Consider the following 15834-nt stretch of genomic DNA (forward strand, 5'->3'; position numbering starts at 1 on the left):
ATGCCGTCAGCCCGTGACACGTGGGCCGGGTGCCCGACCGTCGCACACGCGCGCGCGTGGCTACGATGGGCCAGCCGGTGGCCAGCAGGGGCCGCGCGGCCACACCGACCCTCGGGAAGGCCATGCTGAACAAGTACGCGCGTGCATTCTTCACGCGTGTCCTCACGCCGTTCGCCGCATTCTTGATCAAGCGGGGCGTCAGCCCCGACACGGTCACACTCATCGGCACCGCCGGTGTGGTCGCGGGCGCGTTGGTCTTCTACCCCAGGGGCGAGTTCTTCTGGGGCACGGTCGTGATCACGCTGTTCGTGTTCTCCGACCTCGTCGACGGCAACATGGCCCGTCAGCTGGGCCGCTCCAGCCGCTGGGGCGCCTTCCTGGACTCCACGCTCGACCGGGTCGCCGACGGGGCGATCTTCGGCGGATTCGCCCTGTGGTACGCGGGCAGCGGCGACGACAACGTCCTGTGCGCGGTCTCCATCTTCTGCCTGGCCAGCGGCCAGGTGGTGTCGTACACCAAGGCGCGCGGCGAGTCGATCGGCCTGCCGGTCGCCGTCAACGGCCTGGTCGAGCGCGCCGAGCGGCTGGTGATCTCGCTGGTCGCGGCCGGCTTCGCCGGGCTGCACAAGTTCGGCGTGCCCGGCATCCAGTACCTGCTGCCCGTCGCCCTGTGGATCGTCGCCGTCGGCAGCCTGGTCACGCTGGTCCAGCGGGTCGTCACCGTCCGCCGCGAGTCCGCGGAGGCCGAAGCGCAGGCGGGCGCGGCCGAGCAGGAGAGCGGGGCGGCCAAGTGAGCACCCGGGACCAGCTGACGGACGCGCTGTACGGCCTCGGCTGGGGCGTGGTCAAGAAGCTCCCGGAACCCGTCGCCGTACGCCTCGGCCGCACCATCGCCGACCTGGCCTGGAAGCAGCGAGGCAAGGGCGTCAGGCGGCTGGAGAGCAACTACGCGCGCGTGGTGCCCGACGCGAGCCCCGAGCGCCTGGCCGAGCTCTCGCGCGCGGGCATGCGCTCGTACCTGCGCTACTGGATGGAGTCCTTCCGGCTGCCCGCCTGGAGCAAGGAGCGCATCAAGGGCGGGTTCGACCCCAAGGACGTGCACTACCTGACCGACGGGCTCGCCGCCGGCCGGGGCGTCATCCTCGCGCTGCCGCACATGGCCAACTGGGACCTCGCCGGCGCCTGGGTCACCACCAAGCTGGAGACGCCGTTCACCACGGTCGCCGAGCGCCTCAAGCCCGAGACGCTCTACGACCGTTTCGTGGCCTACCGCGAGGGCCTCGGCATGGAGGTCCTGCCGCACACCGGCGGCACCGCCTTCGGCGCCCTGGCCCGGCGGCTGCGGGACGGCGGCCTGGTCTGCCTCGTCGCCGAGCGCGACCTGTCGTCCTCCGGGGTCGAGGTCGAGTTCTTCGGCGAGACGACCCGCATGCCGGCCGGCCCCGCGCTGCTCGCCCAGCAGACCGGTGCCCTGCTGCTGCCCGTCACCCTCTGGTACGACGACTCGCCCGTCATGCAGGGACGCGTGCACCCGCCGATCGAGGTGCCCGAGTCAGGCAACCGGGCCGAGAAGACGTCTGTCATGACACAGGCGCTGGCCGACGCCTTCGCCACGGGGATCGCCGACCATCCGGAGGACTGGCACATGCTGCAGCGCTTGTGGCTCAAGGATCTCGATCCCGCGCGAGATCCCTCCGGGGGGACTTCGTGAGGATCGGCATCGTCTGCCCCTACTCCTGGGACGTGCCCGGCGGCGTCCAGTTCCACATCCGCGACCTCGCCGAGTACTTCATCCGCCTGGGCCACGAGGTCTCCGTCCTCGCCCCCGCCGACGACGACACCCCGCTGCCGCCGTACGTCGTCTCGGCCGGCCGCGCGGTCCCGGTGCCGTACAACGGCTCGGTCGCCCGCCTCAACTTCGGCTTCCTCTCGGCCGCCCGGGTCCGCCGCTGGCTGCACGACGGCCACTTCGACGTGGTCCACATCCACGAGCCCACCTCGCCCTCCCTGGGCCTGCTGACCTGCTGGGCGGCGCAGGGGCCGATGGTGGCCACCTTCCACACCTCCAACCCGCGCTCCAAGGCGATGATCGCCGCGTACGCCATCCTCCAGGCGGCCCTGGAGAAGATCAGCGCGCGGATCGCGGTGAGCGAGTACGCGCGGCGCACGCTGGTCGAGCACCTGGGCGGCGACGCGGTCGTCATCCCCAACGGCGTCGACGTCGCCTTCTTCGCCGAGGCCGAGCCGAACCCCGCGTGGCAGGGCGACACGATCGGCTTCATCGGCCGCATCGACGAACCGCGCAAGGGGCTGCCGGTGCTGATGCGCGCCCTGCCGAAGATCCTCGCCGCCCGCCCGCAGACGCGGCTGCTGGTCGCGGGGCGCGGCGACGAGGAGGAGGCCGTGGAGTCGCTGCCGGCCGAACTCCGCTCCCGCGTGGAGTTCCTGGGCATGGTCAGCGACGAGGACAAGGCGCGCCTGCTGCGCAGCATCGACCTGTACGTCGCTCCCAACACCGGTGGCGAGAGCTTCGGCATCATCCTGGTCGAGGCGATGTCGGCGGGTGCGCCGGTGCTCGCCTCCGACCTGGACGCCTTCGCCCAGGTCCTGGACCAGGGCGCCGCGGGCGAACTCTTCGCCAACGAGGACTCCGACGCCCTCGCGGAGGCGGCCCTGCGCCTGCTGGCGGACCCGGAACGCCGGGCGGTACTGCGGGAGCGGGGCAGCGCGCACGTACGGCGCTTCGACTGGTCGACCGTCGGCGCGGACATCCTGTCCGTTTACGAGACGGTCACGGCCGGCGCGGCGGCGGTGGCGGCGGCGGACGAGGACCGGGCACCGGGCCTGCGCGCACGGTTCGGACTGGCGCGGGACTGACAGGGGCTGGGGTCCGGGACCGGATCGGTCCCCACCGGAAGACGGCGCGGTCCGAGCCGGATCGGATGTGACAGCGGGCCGGATCGGGGCCGGAGCGGCCTGGCTGCGGGAACCACCGGAGTGTGGGTGGTGACCGGGGTGCGGGCCGCGGTCCGGGATCGCGTCCCGCGACGTGGTGGTGGGCTGCGGAGTTCGCGGCTCCGCAGCTCAGTGGGGCGGTGTAGTCGCTTCCGCGCTGGATGGCGGTGACGACGCCCGTGAGCGGCGCCGAGAACCGGAGAGGCGGGCCGGCCGGCGCTTGCGCCACGGCGCTGAACGGAGCCACACGGTCCGGACGGCTACACCACTCGGCGGGTACCACCCGGTCCGGGCGGCGGGGGAAGGCGACGTCGGCTGCGGGTCCGGGACTGGCGGGAGTCGTGGTCCGGCGGACCGGTAACGTGACCGGCCGTGACCGCAACCCTGATCTGGACCCTCGTCGTTCTCGTCGCGATCGGCCTGTACCTGAGCTGGACGGCGGGCCGCCTGGACCGGCTGCACTCCCGGATCGACGCGGCCCGCGCCGCGCTCGACGCCCAGTTGCTGCGCCGGGCCTCGGTGACCCAGGAGCTCGCCACCTCCGGCGTTCTCGACCCGGCCGCCTCGATCGTCCTGTACGAGGCCGCGCACGCCGCCCGGCAGGCCGAGGAGGAGCAGCGGGAGGTCGCCGAGAGCGAGCTCAGCCAGGCGCTGCGGGCGGTGTTCGCGGAGCCGTACCAGGTGGAGGCGGTCCGCGAGGCGCCCGGGGGAGAGGCGGCCGCACACGAGCTCACGGAGGCGGTCCGCCGGGTCCCGATGGCCCGCCGCTTCCACAACGACGCCGTCGGCGCGGCCCGCAGACTGCGCCAGCACCGCAAGGTCCGCTGGTTCCGCCTGGCCGGTCACGCCCCCTTCCCGATGGCCTTCGAGATGGACGACGAGCCGCCGGCGGCCCTGGCCGACCGGGCCGCGTAGGCTCCCCGCCCGCGCACGGAGACCGGACCCCCGCGCACCCCGGAGCCGAAAAGGGTCCACCGGCTTCCCATTGGCCCTTGCTGTGGACTGGCCCAATCCCGTTTCCTCGGTGACTGCAGAAACCCTCTTTCACTTCAGTGAGGTCATCCGTGTCCAGCACGCTCTCCGAAAACCAGGCCCCCGAGACCGGCACCGCGCGCGTGAAGCGCGGCATGGCCGAGCAGCTCAAGGGCGGCGTGATCATGGACGTCGTCACGCCGGAGCAGGCGAAGATCGCCGAGGACGCGGGCGCCGTCGCCGTCATGGCCCTGGAGCGGGTCCCGGCCGACATCCGCAAGGACGGCGGCGTGGCCCGCATGTCCGACCCGGACATGATCGAGGGCATCATCAACGCCGTCTCCATCCCGGTCATGGCCAAGTCCCGCATCGGCCACTTCGTCGAGGCCCAGGTGCTGCAGTCCCTCGGGGTCGACTACATCGACGAGTCCGAGGTCCTGACCCCGGCCGACGAGGTCAACCACTCCGACAAGTGGGCCTTCACCACCCCGTTCGTGTGTGGCGCCACCAACCTGGGCGAGGCCCTGCGCCGCATCGCCGAGGGTGCCGCGATGATCCGCTCCAAGGGCGAGGCCGGCACCGGCAACGTCGTCGAGGCCGTCCGCCACCTGCGCCAGATCAAGGGCGAGATCGCCAAGTTGCGCGGCTGCGACAACAACGAGCTGTACGCCGCCGCCAAGGAGCTGCGCGCCCCCTACGAGCTGGTCAAGGAAGTCGCCGAGCTCGGCAAGCTGCCGGTCGTGCTGTTCTCCGCCGGCGGTGTCGCCACCCCCGCCGACGCCGCCCTGATGCGCCAGCTCGGCGCCGAGGGCGTCTTCGTCGGCTCCGGCATCTTCAAGTCCGGCGACCCGGCCAAGCGCGCCGCCGCCATCGTCAAGGCGACCACCTTCTACGACGACCCCAAGATCATCGCGGACGCGTCCCGCAACCTCGGGGAGGCCATGGTCGGCATCAACTGCGACACCCTCCCCGAGACCGAGCGCTACGCCAACCGCGGCTGGTAAGGAACCCATGACCGACGCACCTGTCATAGGCGTCCTGGCCCTCCAGGGCGACGTACGGGAGCACCTCATCGCCCTGGCCGCGGCCGACGCCGTGGCCAGGCCGGTCCGGCGCCCCGAGGAGCTCGCCGAGGTCGACGGCCTCGTCATCCCCGGCGGCGAGTCCACGACCATCTCCAAGCTGGCCCATCTCTTCGGCGTGATGGAGCCCCTCCGCGCGCGCGTGCGCGACGGCATGCCGGTCTACGGCACCTGCGCCGGCATGATCATGCTCGCCGACAAGATCCTCGACCCGCGCTCGGGCCAGGAGACGGTCGGCGGCATCGACATGATCGTGCGCCGCAACGCCTTCGGGCGTCAGAACGAGTCCTTCGAGGCCGCGCTCGACGTGCGGGGCGTTCCGGGCGACCCTGTGGAGGGCGTCTTCATCCGCGCCCCCTGGGTGGAGTCCGTCGGCGCCGAGGTCGAGGTGCTCGCCGAGCACGACGGCCACATCGTCGCGGTCCGCCAGGGCAACGCGCTCGCCACGTCGTTCCACCCGGAGCTGACCGGCGACCACCGCGTCCACTCGCTGTTCGTCGACATGGTGCGCGCGTACCGGACGCCGTAGTCCTTGTAGGATTCCAGCGTTCGTACGGAGATTGGTTACGCGAAGGAGACAGGCAGATGTCCGGCCACTCTAAATGGGCCACGACGAAGCACAAGAAGGCCGTGATCGATGCCAAGCGCGGCAAGCTCTTCGCGAAGCTGATCAAGAACATCGAGGTCGCGGCGCGCATGGGCGGCGCGGACCCCGAGGGCAACCCGACGCTGTACGACGCCATCCAGAAGGCGAAGAAGTCGTCGGTCCCCAACAAGAACATCGACTCCGCGGTCAAGCGAGGCGCCGGCCTGGAGGCCGGTGGCGCCGACTACGAGACGATCATGTACGAGGGCTACGGCCCGAACGGCGTCGCGGTGCTCATCGAGTGCCTCACCGACAACCGCAACCGCGCCGCCTCCGAGGTCCGCGTCGCCATGACCCGCAACGGCGGCTCCATGGCCGACCCGGGCTCGGTGTCGTACCTGTTCAACCGCAAGGGCGTCGTCATCGTCCCCAAGGGCGAGCTGACCGAGGACGACGTCCTGGGCGCGGTCCTGGACGCGGGGGCCGAGGAGGTCAACGACCTCGGCGAGAGCTTCGAGGTCATCAGCGAGGCCACCGACCTGGTCGCGGTCCGCACCGCCCTCCAGGACGCCGGCATCGACTACGACTCCGCCGAGGCCAACTTCGTCCCGACCATGCAGGTCGAGCTGGACGAGGAGGGCGCCAAGAAGATCTTCAAGCTGATCGACGCGCTGGAGGACAGCGACGACGTGCAGAACGTCTTCGCCAACTTCGACGTCAGCGACGAGGTCATGGAGAAGGTCGACGCGTAGCGCCGCCGCGAACCGAGCGGTTTCCGCGGGCCGGTGGGACAACACGTCCCACCGGCCCGCCGCCGTTGTCGGTGGCAGCGGATAGCCTGGCGGGAAGTCGAAAGATCACCGAGGGGAGGGGCGCGTGCGCGTACTGGGGGTGGACCCCGGCCTCACGCGATGCGGCGTGGGCGTCGTCGAGGGGGTCGCGGGCCGGCCGCTCACCATGGTGGGCGTGGGCGTCGTGCGCACACCCGTGGACGCCGACCTCGGCCACCGCCTCGTCGCGATCGAGCAGGGCATCGAGACCTGGCTGGACGAGCACCGGCCCGAGTTCGTCGCCGTCGAGCGCGTCTTCAGCCAGCACAACGTACGGACGGTCATGGGCACCGCCCAGGCCAGCGCCGTCGCCATGCTCTGCGCCGCCCGCCGCGGCATCCCCGTCGCCCTGCACACCCCCAGCGAGGTCAAGGCCGCCGTCACCGGCTCCGGCCGCGCCGAGAAGGCCCAGGTCGGCGCCATGGTCACCCGCCTGCTCCGGCTCGACGCGCCACCGAAGCCCGCCGACGCCGCCGACGCCCTCGCGCTCGCCATCTGCCACATCTGGCGCGCCCCCGCGCAGAACCGCCTCCAGCAGGCCGTGGCCCTGCACGCATCGACAGCGGGCCGTGGCCCCGCACGCATCGAAAGGCCGTAGGGCATGATCGCCTTCGTCAGCGGCACCGTCGCCGCACTCGCTCCCGACGCCGCGGTGGTCGAGGTGGGCGGTGTCGGCATGGCCGTCCAGTGCACGCCGAACACGCTCTCCACGCTCCGCCTCGGCCAGCCCGCCAAGCTGGCCACCTCGCTCGTCGTACGGGAGGACTCCCTCACCCTGTACGGCTTCGTGGACGACGACGAACGCCAGGTCTTCGAGCTGCTCCAGACCGCGAGCGGCGTCGGCCCCCGGCTCGCGCAGGCGATGCTCGCGGTGCACACCCCGGACGCCCTGCGCCGGGCGGTGGCCACGGGCGACGAGAAGGCGCTCATCGCGGTTCCCGGTATCGGCAAGAAGGGCGCGCAGAAGCTGCTGCTGGAGCTGAAGGACCGCCTGGGCGAGCCGGTCGGGACGGCGCCCGCGGTCGGCGCGCCCGTCACCCAGGGCTGGCGCGACCAGCTGCACGCCGCCCTGATCGGCCTCGGATACGCCACCCGGGAGGCCGACGAGGCGGTGGCCGCCGTGGCACCGCAGGCGGAGGCGGCCGAGGGCACCCCCCAGGTCGGCCACCTGCTGAAGGCCGCCCTGCAGACCCTGAACCGCGCCCGCTAGGAGAACGTCAGTGAACTGGGACGACACCACCGAAGAGACCGCCCCCGAGCGGCTCGTCGGTGCGTCCGCCGACCGTGAGGACCAGGCCGTCGAGGCCGCCCTGCGCCCCAAGGACCTGGGCGAGTTCATCGGCCAGGAGAAGGTCCGCGAGCAGCTCGACCTGGTCCTGCGCGCTGCCCGCGCGCGGGGCGCCACCGCCGACCACGTGCTGCTGTCCGGCGCCCCCGGCCTCGGCAAGACCACCCTCTCCATGATCATCGCCGCCGAGATGGGCGCCCCCATCCGCATCACCTCCGGTCCCGCCATCCAGCACGCGGGCGACCTCGCCGCGATCCTCTCCTCGCTCCAGGAGGGCGAGGTGCTCTTCCTGGACGAGATCCACCGCATGTCCCGGCCCGCCGAGGAGATGCTGTACATGGCGATGGAGGACTTCCGCGTCGACGTCATCGTCGGCAAGGGCCCGGGCGCCACCGCCATCCCGCTGGAACTGCCCCCGTTCACCCTGGTCGGCGCCACCACGCGCGCGGGCCTGCTGCCGCCGCCGCTGCGCGACCGCTTCGGGTTCACCGCGCACATGGAGTTCTACGAGCCCGCCGAGCTGGAACGGGTCATCCACCGCTCGGCCAACCTGCTCGACGTCGAGATCGACGCCGACGGCGCCGCCGAGATCGCCGGCCGCTCCCGCGGCACGCCCCGCATCGCCAACCGGCTGCTGCGCCGGGTGCGCGACTACGCCCAGGTCAAGGCCGACGGCCTGATCACGCGGGACATCGCCGCGGCGGCCCTCGCCGTCTACGAGGTCGACGCCCGCGGCCTGGACCGGCTCGACCGGGCCGTCCTGGAGGCGCTGCTGAAGCTGTTCGGCGGCGGACCCGTGGGCCTGTCCACCCTCGCCGTCGCCGTGGGCGAGGAGCGCGAGACCGTCGAGGAGGTCGCCGAGCCCTTCCTGGTGCGCGAGGGCCTGCTGGCCCGCACCCCCCGCGGCCGCGTCGCCACCCCGGCCGCCTGGGCGCACCTCGGCCTCACCCCGCCCCGCTCGGCCGTTGCAGGAAACGGACAACAGGACCTGTTCGGGACGTGATGGCATCGTGACGGCGGGGCATTGGCCGGGTCAGGAACCCAGGTGCCATGCTGAGCGTTGTTCCATGCGCGCGGACTCGCTTAGACTCCGCCGATGCCGCCTTTGTCGGCGGCATACATACCCCCATCCAACAGGCCGCTGTCCGCCGCGGTCGTGCGAAGGAAATTCCGTCCCGTGAATAACATCGGCATGCTCCTCCCGTTCATCGTGCTCATCGGGGCCATGTTCCTCATGACCCGCTCGGCCAAGCGCAAGCAGCAGCAGGCCGCGCAGATGCGCAACGAGATGCAGCCCGGCAGCGGCGTCCGCACGATCGGGGGCATGTACGCGACGGTCAAGGAGGTCAACGAGGACACGGTCCTCCTCGACGCCGGCCCGGGCGTCGAGCTCCTCTTCGCGAAGAACGCCATCGGTGCCGTCCTGACGGACGACGAGTACAACCGCATCGTGCACGGCATCGAGCACGACCTGAAGTCCGACACCGACGTCGTCCCGGACGACGCCTCCTCCCTCACCGAGACCGACGACTCCGCCGACGAAGCTGCCGCCGCCTCCGACGACAAGTCCGTCGACCTCGGCAAGAAGGACGCGCCCGAGGAGCCGGCCGACGAGACCCCGGCCAAGGGGACCGTGGCCGCCGAGGCGAAGTCGGACGAAGAGCCGAAGAAGACCGACGGCGACTCCGAGGCGAAGTAGTCCATGTCCCGGGGCGCGCGGCCGACTCCGCGCGCCCCGGGACGTGCGCATCTCGCACACGGGGATCCCGACACCATGGCATGGCCGACGCCGCGCTGACCCGGCGCGGAGCGGCCCGAGAGGGAGTACGAGAAGGTGGCAGCACCTAAGAGGGGCCGGAGCGCGAGCGCCCAGAGCAAGCCAGGGCGCTCGCTGGCCCTCATTCTGATCGCCATCGTGGCGCTCACCGGAGGGATGTTCGCCTCCGGGCACACCACTCCGCGTCTCGGCATCGACCTGGCCGGCGGCACGAGCATCACGCTGCGCGCGGTCGCAGAGCCGGGCCAGGAGTCCGCGATCAACAAGACCAACATGGACACCGCGGTCGACATCATGAACCGCCGTGTCAACGGTCTCGGTGTCTCGGAGGCGGAGGTCCAGACCCAGGGCGACCGGAACATCATCGTCAACATCCCCAAGGGCACCAACTCCAAGGAGGCCAGGCAGCAGGTCGGCACCACCGCCAAGCTGTACTTCCGGCCGGTGCTCGCCACCGAGGTCTCCGGCAGCTCCGCCACGGCCAGCCCCTCGCCGAGCGCCTCCAGCAGCGCGTCGGGCAAGGCGACCGACAAGGCCACGGACAAGTCGTCCGCGTCCGCCACCCCCTCGGCCACCGCGACCTCGCAGGGCCGCGCGGTGACCGACGCGCTGAAGGCCGACGCCACGCCGAGCGCCACGGCCTCCGCCGACGCCTCGGCCAGCGCGTCCCCCTCCGCGAGCAGCAGCTCGTCGTCGAGTGACGCCACCAGCAAGCTGGAGGCGCAGTACGCCGCGCTCGACTGCACGAAGAAGTCGCAGCGCGCCGAAGCCGGCAAGGGCGCCAAGCCGACCGACTCCACCGTCGCCTGCGGCCAGAACTCCCAGGGCCAGTGGCAGAAGTACATCCTCGGCCCCGCCGCCGTGGACGGCACCGACGTCAAGAAGGCCCAGGCCGTCTTCAACACGCAGACCGCCGCCGGCTGGACCGTCACCATGGACTTCACGTCCAAGGGCACCAAGAAGTTCGCCGACATCACCGGCCAGCTCGCGAAGAACCAGTCGCCGCAGAACCAGTTCGCGATCGTCCTCGACGGCGACGTCGTCTCCGACCCGTACGTCAGCCAGGCGCTGACCGGCGGCAGCGCGGAGATCTCCGGCAGCTTCACGCAGGAGGAGGCCCAGAGCCTCGCCAACATGCTGTCGTACGGCGCCCTGCCGCTGTCCTTCAAGGAGGACAGCGTCACCACGGTGACCGCCGCGCTGGGCGGCGAGCAGCTGCACGCCGGTCTGATCGCGGGCGCGATCGGCCTCGGCCTGGTCGTGATCTACCTGCTGGTCTTCTACCGCGGCCTGTCGATGATCGCGATCCCCTCGCTGCTGGTCTCCGCGATCCTCACCTACGTGATCATGGCTCTGCTGGGCCCGGCCATCGGCTTCGCGCTGAACCTGCCGGCCGTCTGCGGCGCGATCGTCGCCATCGGCATCACCGCGGACTCGTTCATCGTGTTCTTCGAACGCATCCGGGACGAGATCCGCGAGGGCCGCTCGCTGCGCCCCGCCGTCGAGCGGGCCTGGCCGCGCGCCCGGCGCACCATCCTGGTCTCCGACTTCGTGTCCTTCCTCGCCGCCGCGGTGCTGTTCATCGTCACCGTCGGCAAGGTCCAGGGCTTCGCCTTCACGCTCGGTCTGACCACCGTGCTCGACGTGGTCGTGGTGTTCCTGTTCACCAAGCCGCTGATGACGATCCTCGCCCGCCGGAAGTTCTTCGCGAGCGGTCACAAGTGGTCCGGCCTCGACCCCAAGGCGCTGGGCGCGAAGCCGCCGCTGCGCAGCACCCGCCGCACCGCCCGTCCCACCGCCCCCGTCGACCCGAAGGAGGCGTGAGATGTCGAAACTCGGCAGCCTCGGCGCCCGACTGCACCGCGGCGAGGTCGGTTACGACTTCGTCGGCAACCGCAAGATCTGGTACGGCATCTCGATCCTGATCACCATCACGGCCATCCTCGGCCTGGCGGTGCGCGGCCTGAACATGGGCATCGAGTTCCAGGGCGGTGCCGTCTTCACCACCCCGAAGCACATGAGCGTCTCCGTCGCCCAGGCCGAGACGTACGCGGAGGACGCCTCCGGGCACGACGCGGTCGTGCAGAAGCTCGGTGACGGCAGCCTGCGCATCCAGATCGCCGGCATCGACACCGACAAGTCGGACGCGATCAAGGACAAGCTCGCCACCGACCTCAAGGTCAATGCGGAGAACATCAACGCGGACCTGGTCGGCCCGAGCTGGGGCGACCAGATCGCCAACAAGGCCTGGGAGGGCCTGGCGATCTTCATGGTCCTCGTCGTGATCTACCTGGCGATCGCGTTCGAGTGGCGCATGGCGCTCGCCGCGCTCGTCGCCCTGATCCACGACATCACCATCACCACCGGCATCTACGCCCTCGTCGGCTTCGAGGTCACGCCGGGCACGGTGATCGGTCTGCTCACCATCCTCGGTTACTCGCTCTACGACACGGTCGTCGTCTTCGACAGCCTCAAGGAGCAGACGAGGGACATCACCAAGCAGACCCGCTGGACCTACAGCGACGTCGCCAACCGCTCGATCAACAGCACCCTGATGCGGTCCATCAACACCACGGTGGTCGCGCTGCTGCCGGTGGGCGGCCTGCTGTTCATCGGTGGCGGCATCCTCGGCGCCGGCATGCTCAACGACATCTCGCTGTCGCTGTTCGTCGGCCTCGCGGCCGGTGCGTACTCCTCGATCTTCATCGCCACCCCGCTCGTCGCCGACCTCAAGGAGCGCGAGCCGCAGATGAAGGCCCTGCGCAAGCGCGTCCTGGCCAAGCGGGCGCAGGCGGCCACCGAGGACGAGCTCACGGGCGCCCGCGGCGCCGACACGGTGCACGACGACGAGCCCGAGGACGCCGCCCCGGCGGTCGTCGGCCCGCGCAACCAGACCGCGTCCCGCAACCAGAGCGCCTCCCGCAACCGCGGCCGCGGCCGCCCCTCGGGGAAGCGCCGATGACCGACATCAAGGAGCTGCTGCTCAGCCGTATCCGTGACGTGGCGGACTACCCGGAGCCGGGCGTGATGTTCAAGGACATCACCCCGCTCCTGGCGGACCCGGCGGCCTTCTCGGCGCTCACCGACGCGCTCGCCCAGGTCGCCACGGACACGGGCGCGACCAAGGTCGTCGGCCTGGAGGCCCGCGGCTTCATCCTCGGCGCCCCGGTCGCCGTCCGCGCCGGTCTCGGCTTCATCCCCGTCCGCAAGGCGGGCAAGCTCCCCGGGGCCACGCTGGGGCAGACCTACGACCTGGAGTACGGCTCGGCGGAGATCGAGATCCACGCGGAGGACCTCTCGGCGGAGGACCGCATCCTCATCGTCGACGACGTCCTCGCCACGGGCGGCACGGCGGAGGCGTCCATCCAGCTGATCCGCCGCGCGGGCGCCGAGGTGGCCGGCCTCGCGGTCCTGATGGAACTGGGCTTCCTGAACGGCCGGGCCCGGCTGGAACCGGCCCTGGCGGACGCTCCCCTGGAAGCGCTGCTGGTGGTCTGACCGCCTTCCCCGAAAACGGCCGCCCCAGGAGAAGACGGGGGCGGCCTTTTCGCGCCCCTTCACGGGGATGCGGGGCCGTACCCACTCCCGGCGGAATCCGGCGGCAGCGCACCGCGTTACCCGTGCAGACCGTCCTCAGATCGGCCTGAAGGCGATCCTGGAGCGCAGGATCGCTACCATGGGGTCTCCGGAGCCTGACCGGGGGACCCGGATCGCGCACGAGGAGTCCTCTTGCCAGACGAGGCCCAGCACCTGACCGCCGCCAAGCCCGAGTCCGCCTCGGCAGCCGCGGCCAAGCCCGCGCCGAGCGCGCCGCACCCGAAGAACGACAGCGCCGGGCCGGTCGAGCACGCCCAGTCCGCCCCCGTCGACAAGTCGGCCGAGCAGTCCCGCCCCAAGCCGGCCCCGCCCGAGCGCCCCCAGGCCCCCGCGGTCCGCCCGAACGCCGGTCAGCCCGCACGCTCCGGCTCCTCCAACCGCGTCCGTGCCCGCCTCGCCCGCCTCGGCGTCCAGCGCTCCAACCCGTACAACCCGGTCCTGGAGCCCCTGCTGCGGATAGTGCGCAGCAACGACCCGAAGATCGAGACGGCCACGCTCCGCCAGATCGAGAACGCCTACCAGGTCGCCGAGCGCTGGCACCGCGGCCAGAAGCGCAAGAGCGGCGACCCGTACATCACGCACCCCCTCGCGGTGACGACGATCCTGGCCGAGCTGGGCATGGATCCGGCCACCCTCATGGCCGGCCTGCTGCACGACACCGTCGAGGACACCGAGTACGGCCTCGACCAGCTGCGCCGCGACTTCGGCGACGCCGTCGCCCTGCTCGTCGACGGCGTCACCAAGCTGGACAAGGTCAAGTTCGGCGAGGCCGCGCAGGCCGAGACCGTGCGCAAGATGGTCGTCGCCATGGCCAAGGACCCGCGCGTCCTGGTCATCAAGCTCGCCGACCGCCTGCACAACATGCGCACCATGCGCTACCTCAAGCGCGAGAAGCAGGAGAAGAAGGCGCGCGAGACCCTGGAGATCTACGCGCCGCTCGCCCACCGCCTGGGCATGAACACCATCAAGTGGGAACTGGAGGACCTCGCCTTCGCGATCCTCTACCCCAAGATGTACGACGAGATCGTCCGGCTGGTGGCCGAGCGGGCACCGAAGCGTGACGAGTACCTGGCCATAGTGACCGACGAGGTCCAGCAGGACCTGCGCGCCGCCCGCATCAAGGCGACCGTCACCGGCCGCCCGAAGCACTACTACAGCGTCTACCAGAAGATGATCGTCCGCGGCCGTGACTTCGCGGAGATCTACGACCTGGTGGGCATCCGCGTCCTGGTCGACACCGTCCGCGACTGCTACGCCGCCCTCGGCACCGTGCACGCGCGATGGAACCCGGTCCCCGGCCGGTTCAAGGACTACATCGCGATGCCCAAGTTCAACATGTACCAGTCGCTGCACACGACGGTCATCGGCCCCAACGGCAAGCCGGTCGAGCTGCAGATCCGCACCTTCGACATGCACCGCCGCGCCGAGTACGGCATCGCCGCGCACTGGAAGTACAAGCAGGAGGCCGTCGCCGGCGCCTCCAAGGTGCGCACCGACGCGCCCAAGTCGTCCGGGAAGAAGGACGACCACCTCAACGACATGGCGTGGCTGCGCCAGCTGCTGGACTGGCAGAAGGAGACGGAGGACCCGGGGGAGTTCCTGGAGTCCCTGCGCTTCGACCTGTCCCGCAACGAGGTCTTCGTCTTCACCCCCAAGGGCGACGTCATAGCGCTCCCGGCCGGGGCCACCCCGGTGGACTTCGCGTACGCGGTCCACACGGAGGTCGGCCACCGGACGATAGGAGCACGGGTCAACGGCAGGCTCGTACCGCTGGAGTCGACGCTCGACAACGGCGACCTGGTGGAGGTCTTCACCTCCAAGGCGCCCGGCGCGGGCCCCTCCCGCGACTGGCTCGGCTTCGTCAAGTCGCCGCGCGCCCGCAACAAGATCCGGGCCTGGTTCTCCAAGGAGCGCCGCGACGAGGCGATCGAGCAGGGCAAGGACGCCATCGTCCGCGCCATGCGCAAGCAGAACCTGCCGATCCAGCGCATCCTCACCGGCGACTCGCTGGTCACCCTCGCGCACGAGATGCGCTACTCCGACATCTCCGCCCTGTACGCGGCGATCGGCGAGGGGCACGTCTCCGCGCAGAACATCGTGCAGAAGCTCGTCCAGGCACTCGGCGGCGAGGAGGCGGCCACCGAGGAGATCGACGAGGCGGTCCCGCCGACCCGCAGCCGCAGCCGCAAGCGCCGCTCCAGCGCCGACCCGGGCGTCATCGTCAAGGGCGTCGAGGACGTGTGGGTGAAACTGGCCCGCTGCTGTACGCCCGTACCCGGCGACCCGATCATCGGTTTCGTCACGCGCGGTAGCGGCGTATCGGTTCACCGCAGCGACTGCGTCAACGTGGAGTCACTGTCCCGCGAGCCCGAGCGCATCCTCGAGGTCGAGTGGGCGCCCACCCAGTCCTCGGTGTTCCTGGTCGCCATCCAGGTCGAGGCCCTGGACCGCTCCCGGCTGCTGTCGGACGTCACCCGCGTCCTGTCCGACCAGCACGTCAACATCCTCTCGGCGGCCGTCCAGACCTCCCGTGACCGCGTCGCCACCTCGCGCTTCACCTTCGAGATGGGCGACCCCAAGCACCTGGGGCACGTCCTGAAGGCCGTACGGGGCGTGGAGGGCGTGTACGACGTGTACCGGGTGACCTCGGCGCGCAACCGCACCTAGGCGAGGGCACAGCACACGAGAGGGGCCCCGTACGCGGCGTACGGGGCCCCTCTCGTCATGGCTGCCTCGGTTAGCCTCGG

General features: G+C 71.0%; 15 protein-coding genes. All 15 read left to right on the forward strand.

Features of this window, described 5'->3' with window-relative positions; translation table 11 throughout:
* The first annotated feature begins 65 nt into the window (after positions 1 to 65).
* The 15 genes from pgsA (at position 66) to relA (ending at position 15754) form a co-directional block, all read left to right on the forward strand.
* Positions 66 to 794, forward strand: coding sequence for a phosphatidylinositol phosphate synthase (gene pgsA / locus ACYF6T_RS23565; protein ID WP_461698931.1), 729 nt, complete (start codon positions 66 to 68; stop codon positions 792 to 794).
* A complete protein-coding gene (locus ACYF6T_RS23570; protein WP_461698801.1) occupies positions 791 to 1711 on the forward strand; it encodes a phosphatidylinositol mannoside acyltransferase in 921 nt (306 codons plus the stop codon). Before pgsA ends, ACYF6T_RS23570 begins: the two co-directional genes overlap by 4 nt.
* Positions 1708 to 2877: a glycosyltransferase family 4 protein gene (locus ACYF6T_RS23575; protein ID WP_461698802.1), complete on the forward strand. Its 1170-nt coding sequence runs from the start codon at positions 1708 to 1710 to the stop codon at positions 2875 to 2877. The genes ACYF6T_RS23570 and ACYF6T_RS23575 overlap by 4 nt, the downstream gene beginning before the upstream one ends.
* Before the next feature lie 450 nt (positions 2878 to 3327).
* The gene (locus tag ACYF6T_RS23580) at positions 3328 to 3870 is read left to right on the forward strand and encodes a LemA family protein (RefSeq protein WP_461698803.1); all 543 of its coding nucleotides are present in this window, start codon (positions 3328 to 3330) and stop codon (positions 3868 to 3870) included.
* Positions 3871 to 4019: 149 nt separating this feature from the next.
* Complete coding sequence (gene pdxS / locus ACYF6T_RS23585; RefSeq protein ID WP_461698804.1) at positions 4020 to 4931, forward strand: pyridoxal 5'-phosphate synthase lyase subunit PdxS; 912 nt, start codon at positions 4020 to 4022, stop codon at positions 4929 to 4931.
* 7 nt (positions 4932 to 4938) lie between these two features.
* Positions 4939 to 5538, forward strand: coding sequence for a pyridoxal 5'-phosphate synthase glutaminase subunit PdxT (gene pdxT / locus ACYF6T_RS23590; protein ID WP_461698805.1), 600 nt, complete (start codon positions 4939 to 4941; stop codon positions 5536 to 5538).
* Between the two features lie 56 nt (positions 5539 to 5594).
* Positions 5595 to 6347 (forward strand): YebC/PmpR family DNA-binding transcriptional regulator, encoded by a 753-nt coding sequence (locus tag ACYF6T_RS23595; protein ID WP_461698806.1) that lies wholly within the window; start codon positions 5595 to 5597, stop codon positions 6345 to 6347.
* 124 nt (positions 6348 to 6471) lie between these two features.
* On the forward strand, positions 6472 to 7023 hold the full coding sequence (ruvC, locus tag ACYF6T_RS23600; RefSeq protein WP_461698807.1) for a crossover junction endodeoxyribonuclease RuvC: 552 nt from the start codon (positions 6472 to 6474) through the stop codon (positions 7021 to 7023).
* A 3-nt stretch (positions 7024 to 7026) separates the two neighbouring features.
* The gene (gene ruvA, locus ACYF6T_RS23605) at positions 7027 to 7635 is read left to right on the forward strand and encodes a Holliday junction branch migration protein RuvA (RefSeq protein WP_461698808.1); all 609 of its coding nucleotides are present in this window, start codon (positions 7027 to 7029) and stop codon (positions 7633 to 7635) included.
* Between the two features lie 10 nt (positions 7636 to 7645).
* Entirely contained in the window at positions 7646 to 8716 is a 1071-nt protein-coding gene (gene ruvB, locus ACYF6T_RS23610) for a Holliday junction branch migration DNA helicase RuvB (RefSeq protein WP_461698809.1), read from the forward strand.
* A 189-nt stretch (positions 8717 to 8905) separates the two neighbouring features.
* Positions 8906 to 9412: a preprotein translocase subunit YajC gene (yajC, locus tag ACYF6T_RS23615; RefSeq protein WP_461698932.1), complete on the forward strand. Its 507-nt coding sequence runs from the start codon at positions 8906 to 8908 to the stop codon at positions 9410 to 9412.
* Positions 9413 to 9547: 135 nt separating this feature from the next.
* The gene (gene secD / locus ACYF6T_RS23620) at positions 9548 to 11314 is read left to right on the forward strand and encodes a protein translocase subunit SecD (protein WP_461698810.1); all 1767 of its coding nucleotides are present in this window, start codon (positions 9548 to 9550) and stop codon (positions 11312 to 11314) included.
* A gap of 1 nt (position 11315) precedes the next feature.
* The gene (secF, locus tag ACYF6T_RS23625) at positions 11316 to 12452 is read left to right on the forward strand and encodes a protein translocase subunit SecF (protein ID WP_461698811.1); all 1137 of its coding nucleotides are present in this window, start codon (positions 11316 to 11318) and stop codon (positions 12450 to 12452) included.
* Positions 12449 to 12988: an adenine phosphoribosyltransferase gene (locus ACYF6T_RS23630; protein WP_461698812.1), complete on the forward strand. Its 540-nt coding sequence runs from the start codon at positions 12449 to 12451 to the stop codon at positions 12986 to 12988. Before secF ends, ACYF6T_RS23630 begins: the two co-directional genes overlap by 4 nt.
* A 231-nt stretch (positions 12989 to 13219) precedes the next feature.
* Positions 13220 to 15754, forward strand: a complete 2535-nt coding sequence (relA, locus tag ACYF6T_RS23635; protein WP_461698813.1) for a GTP pyrophosphokinase — start codon at positions 13220 to 13222, stop codon at positions 15752 to 15754.
* The last annotated feature ends 80 nt before the right edge of the window (positions 15755 to 15834 follow it).

The sequence above is a fragment of the Streptomyces sp. 7R007 genome, from assembly GCF_054850255.1.

Coding starts and splice junctions, on each gene's coding strand:
- pgsA (WP_461698931.1), top strand. CDS start 66: ATGGGCCAGCCGGTGGCCAGCAGGGGCCGCGCGGCCACACCGACCCTC.
- pdxT (WP_461698805.1), top strand. CDS start 4,939: ATGACCGACGCACCTGTCATAGGCGTCCTGGCCCTCCAGGGCGACGTA.
- ACYF6T_RS23595 (WP_461698806.1), top strand. CDS start 5,595: ATGTCCGGCCACTCTAAATGGGCCACGACGAAGCACAAGAAGGCCGTG.
- ruvA (WP_461698808.1), top strand. CDS start 7,027: ATGATCGCCTTCGTCAGCGGCACCGTCGCCGCACTCGCTCCCGACGCC.
- yajC (WP_461698932.1), top strand. CDS start 8,906: ATGCTCCTCCCGTTCATCGTGCTCATCGGGGCCATGTTCCTCATGACC.
- secF (WP_461698811.1), top strand. CDS start 11,316: ATGTCGAAACTCGGCAGCCTCGGCGCCCGACTGCACCGCGGCGAGGTC.
- ACYF6T_RS23630 (WP_461698812.1), top strand. CDS start 12,449: ATGACCGACATCAAGGAGCTGCTGCTCAGCCGTATCCGTGACGTGGCG.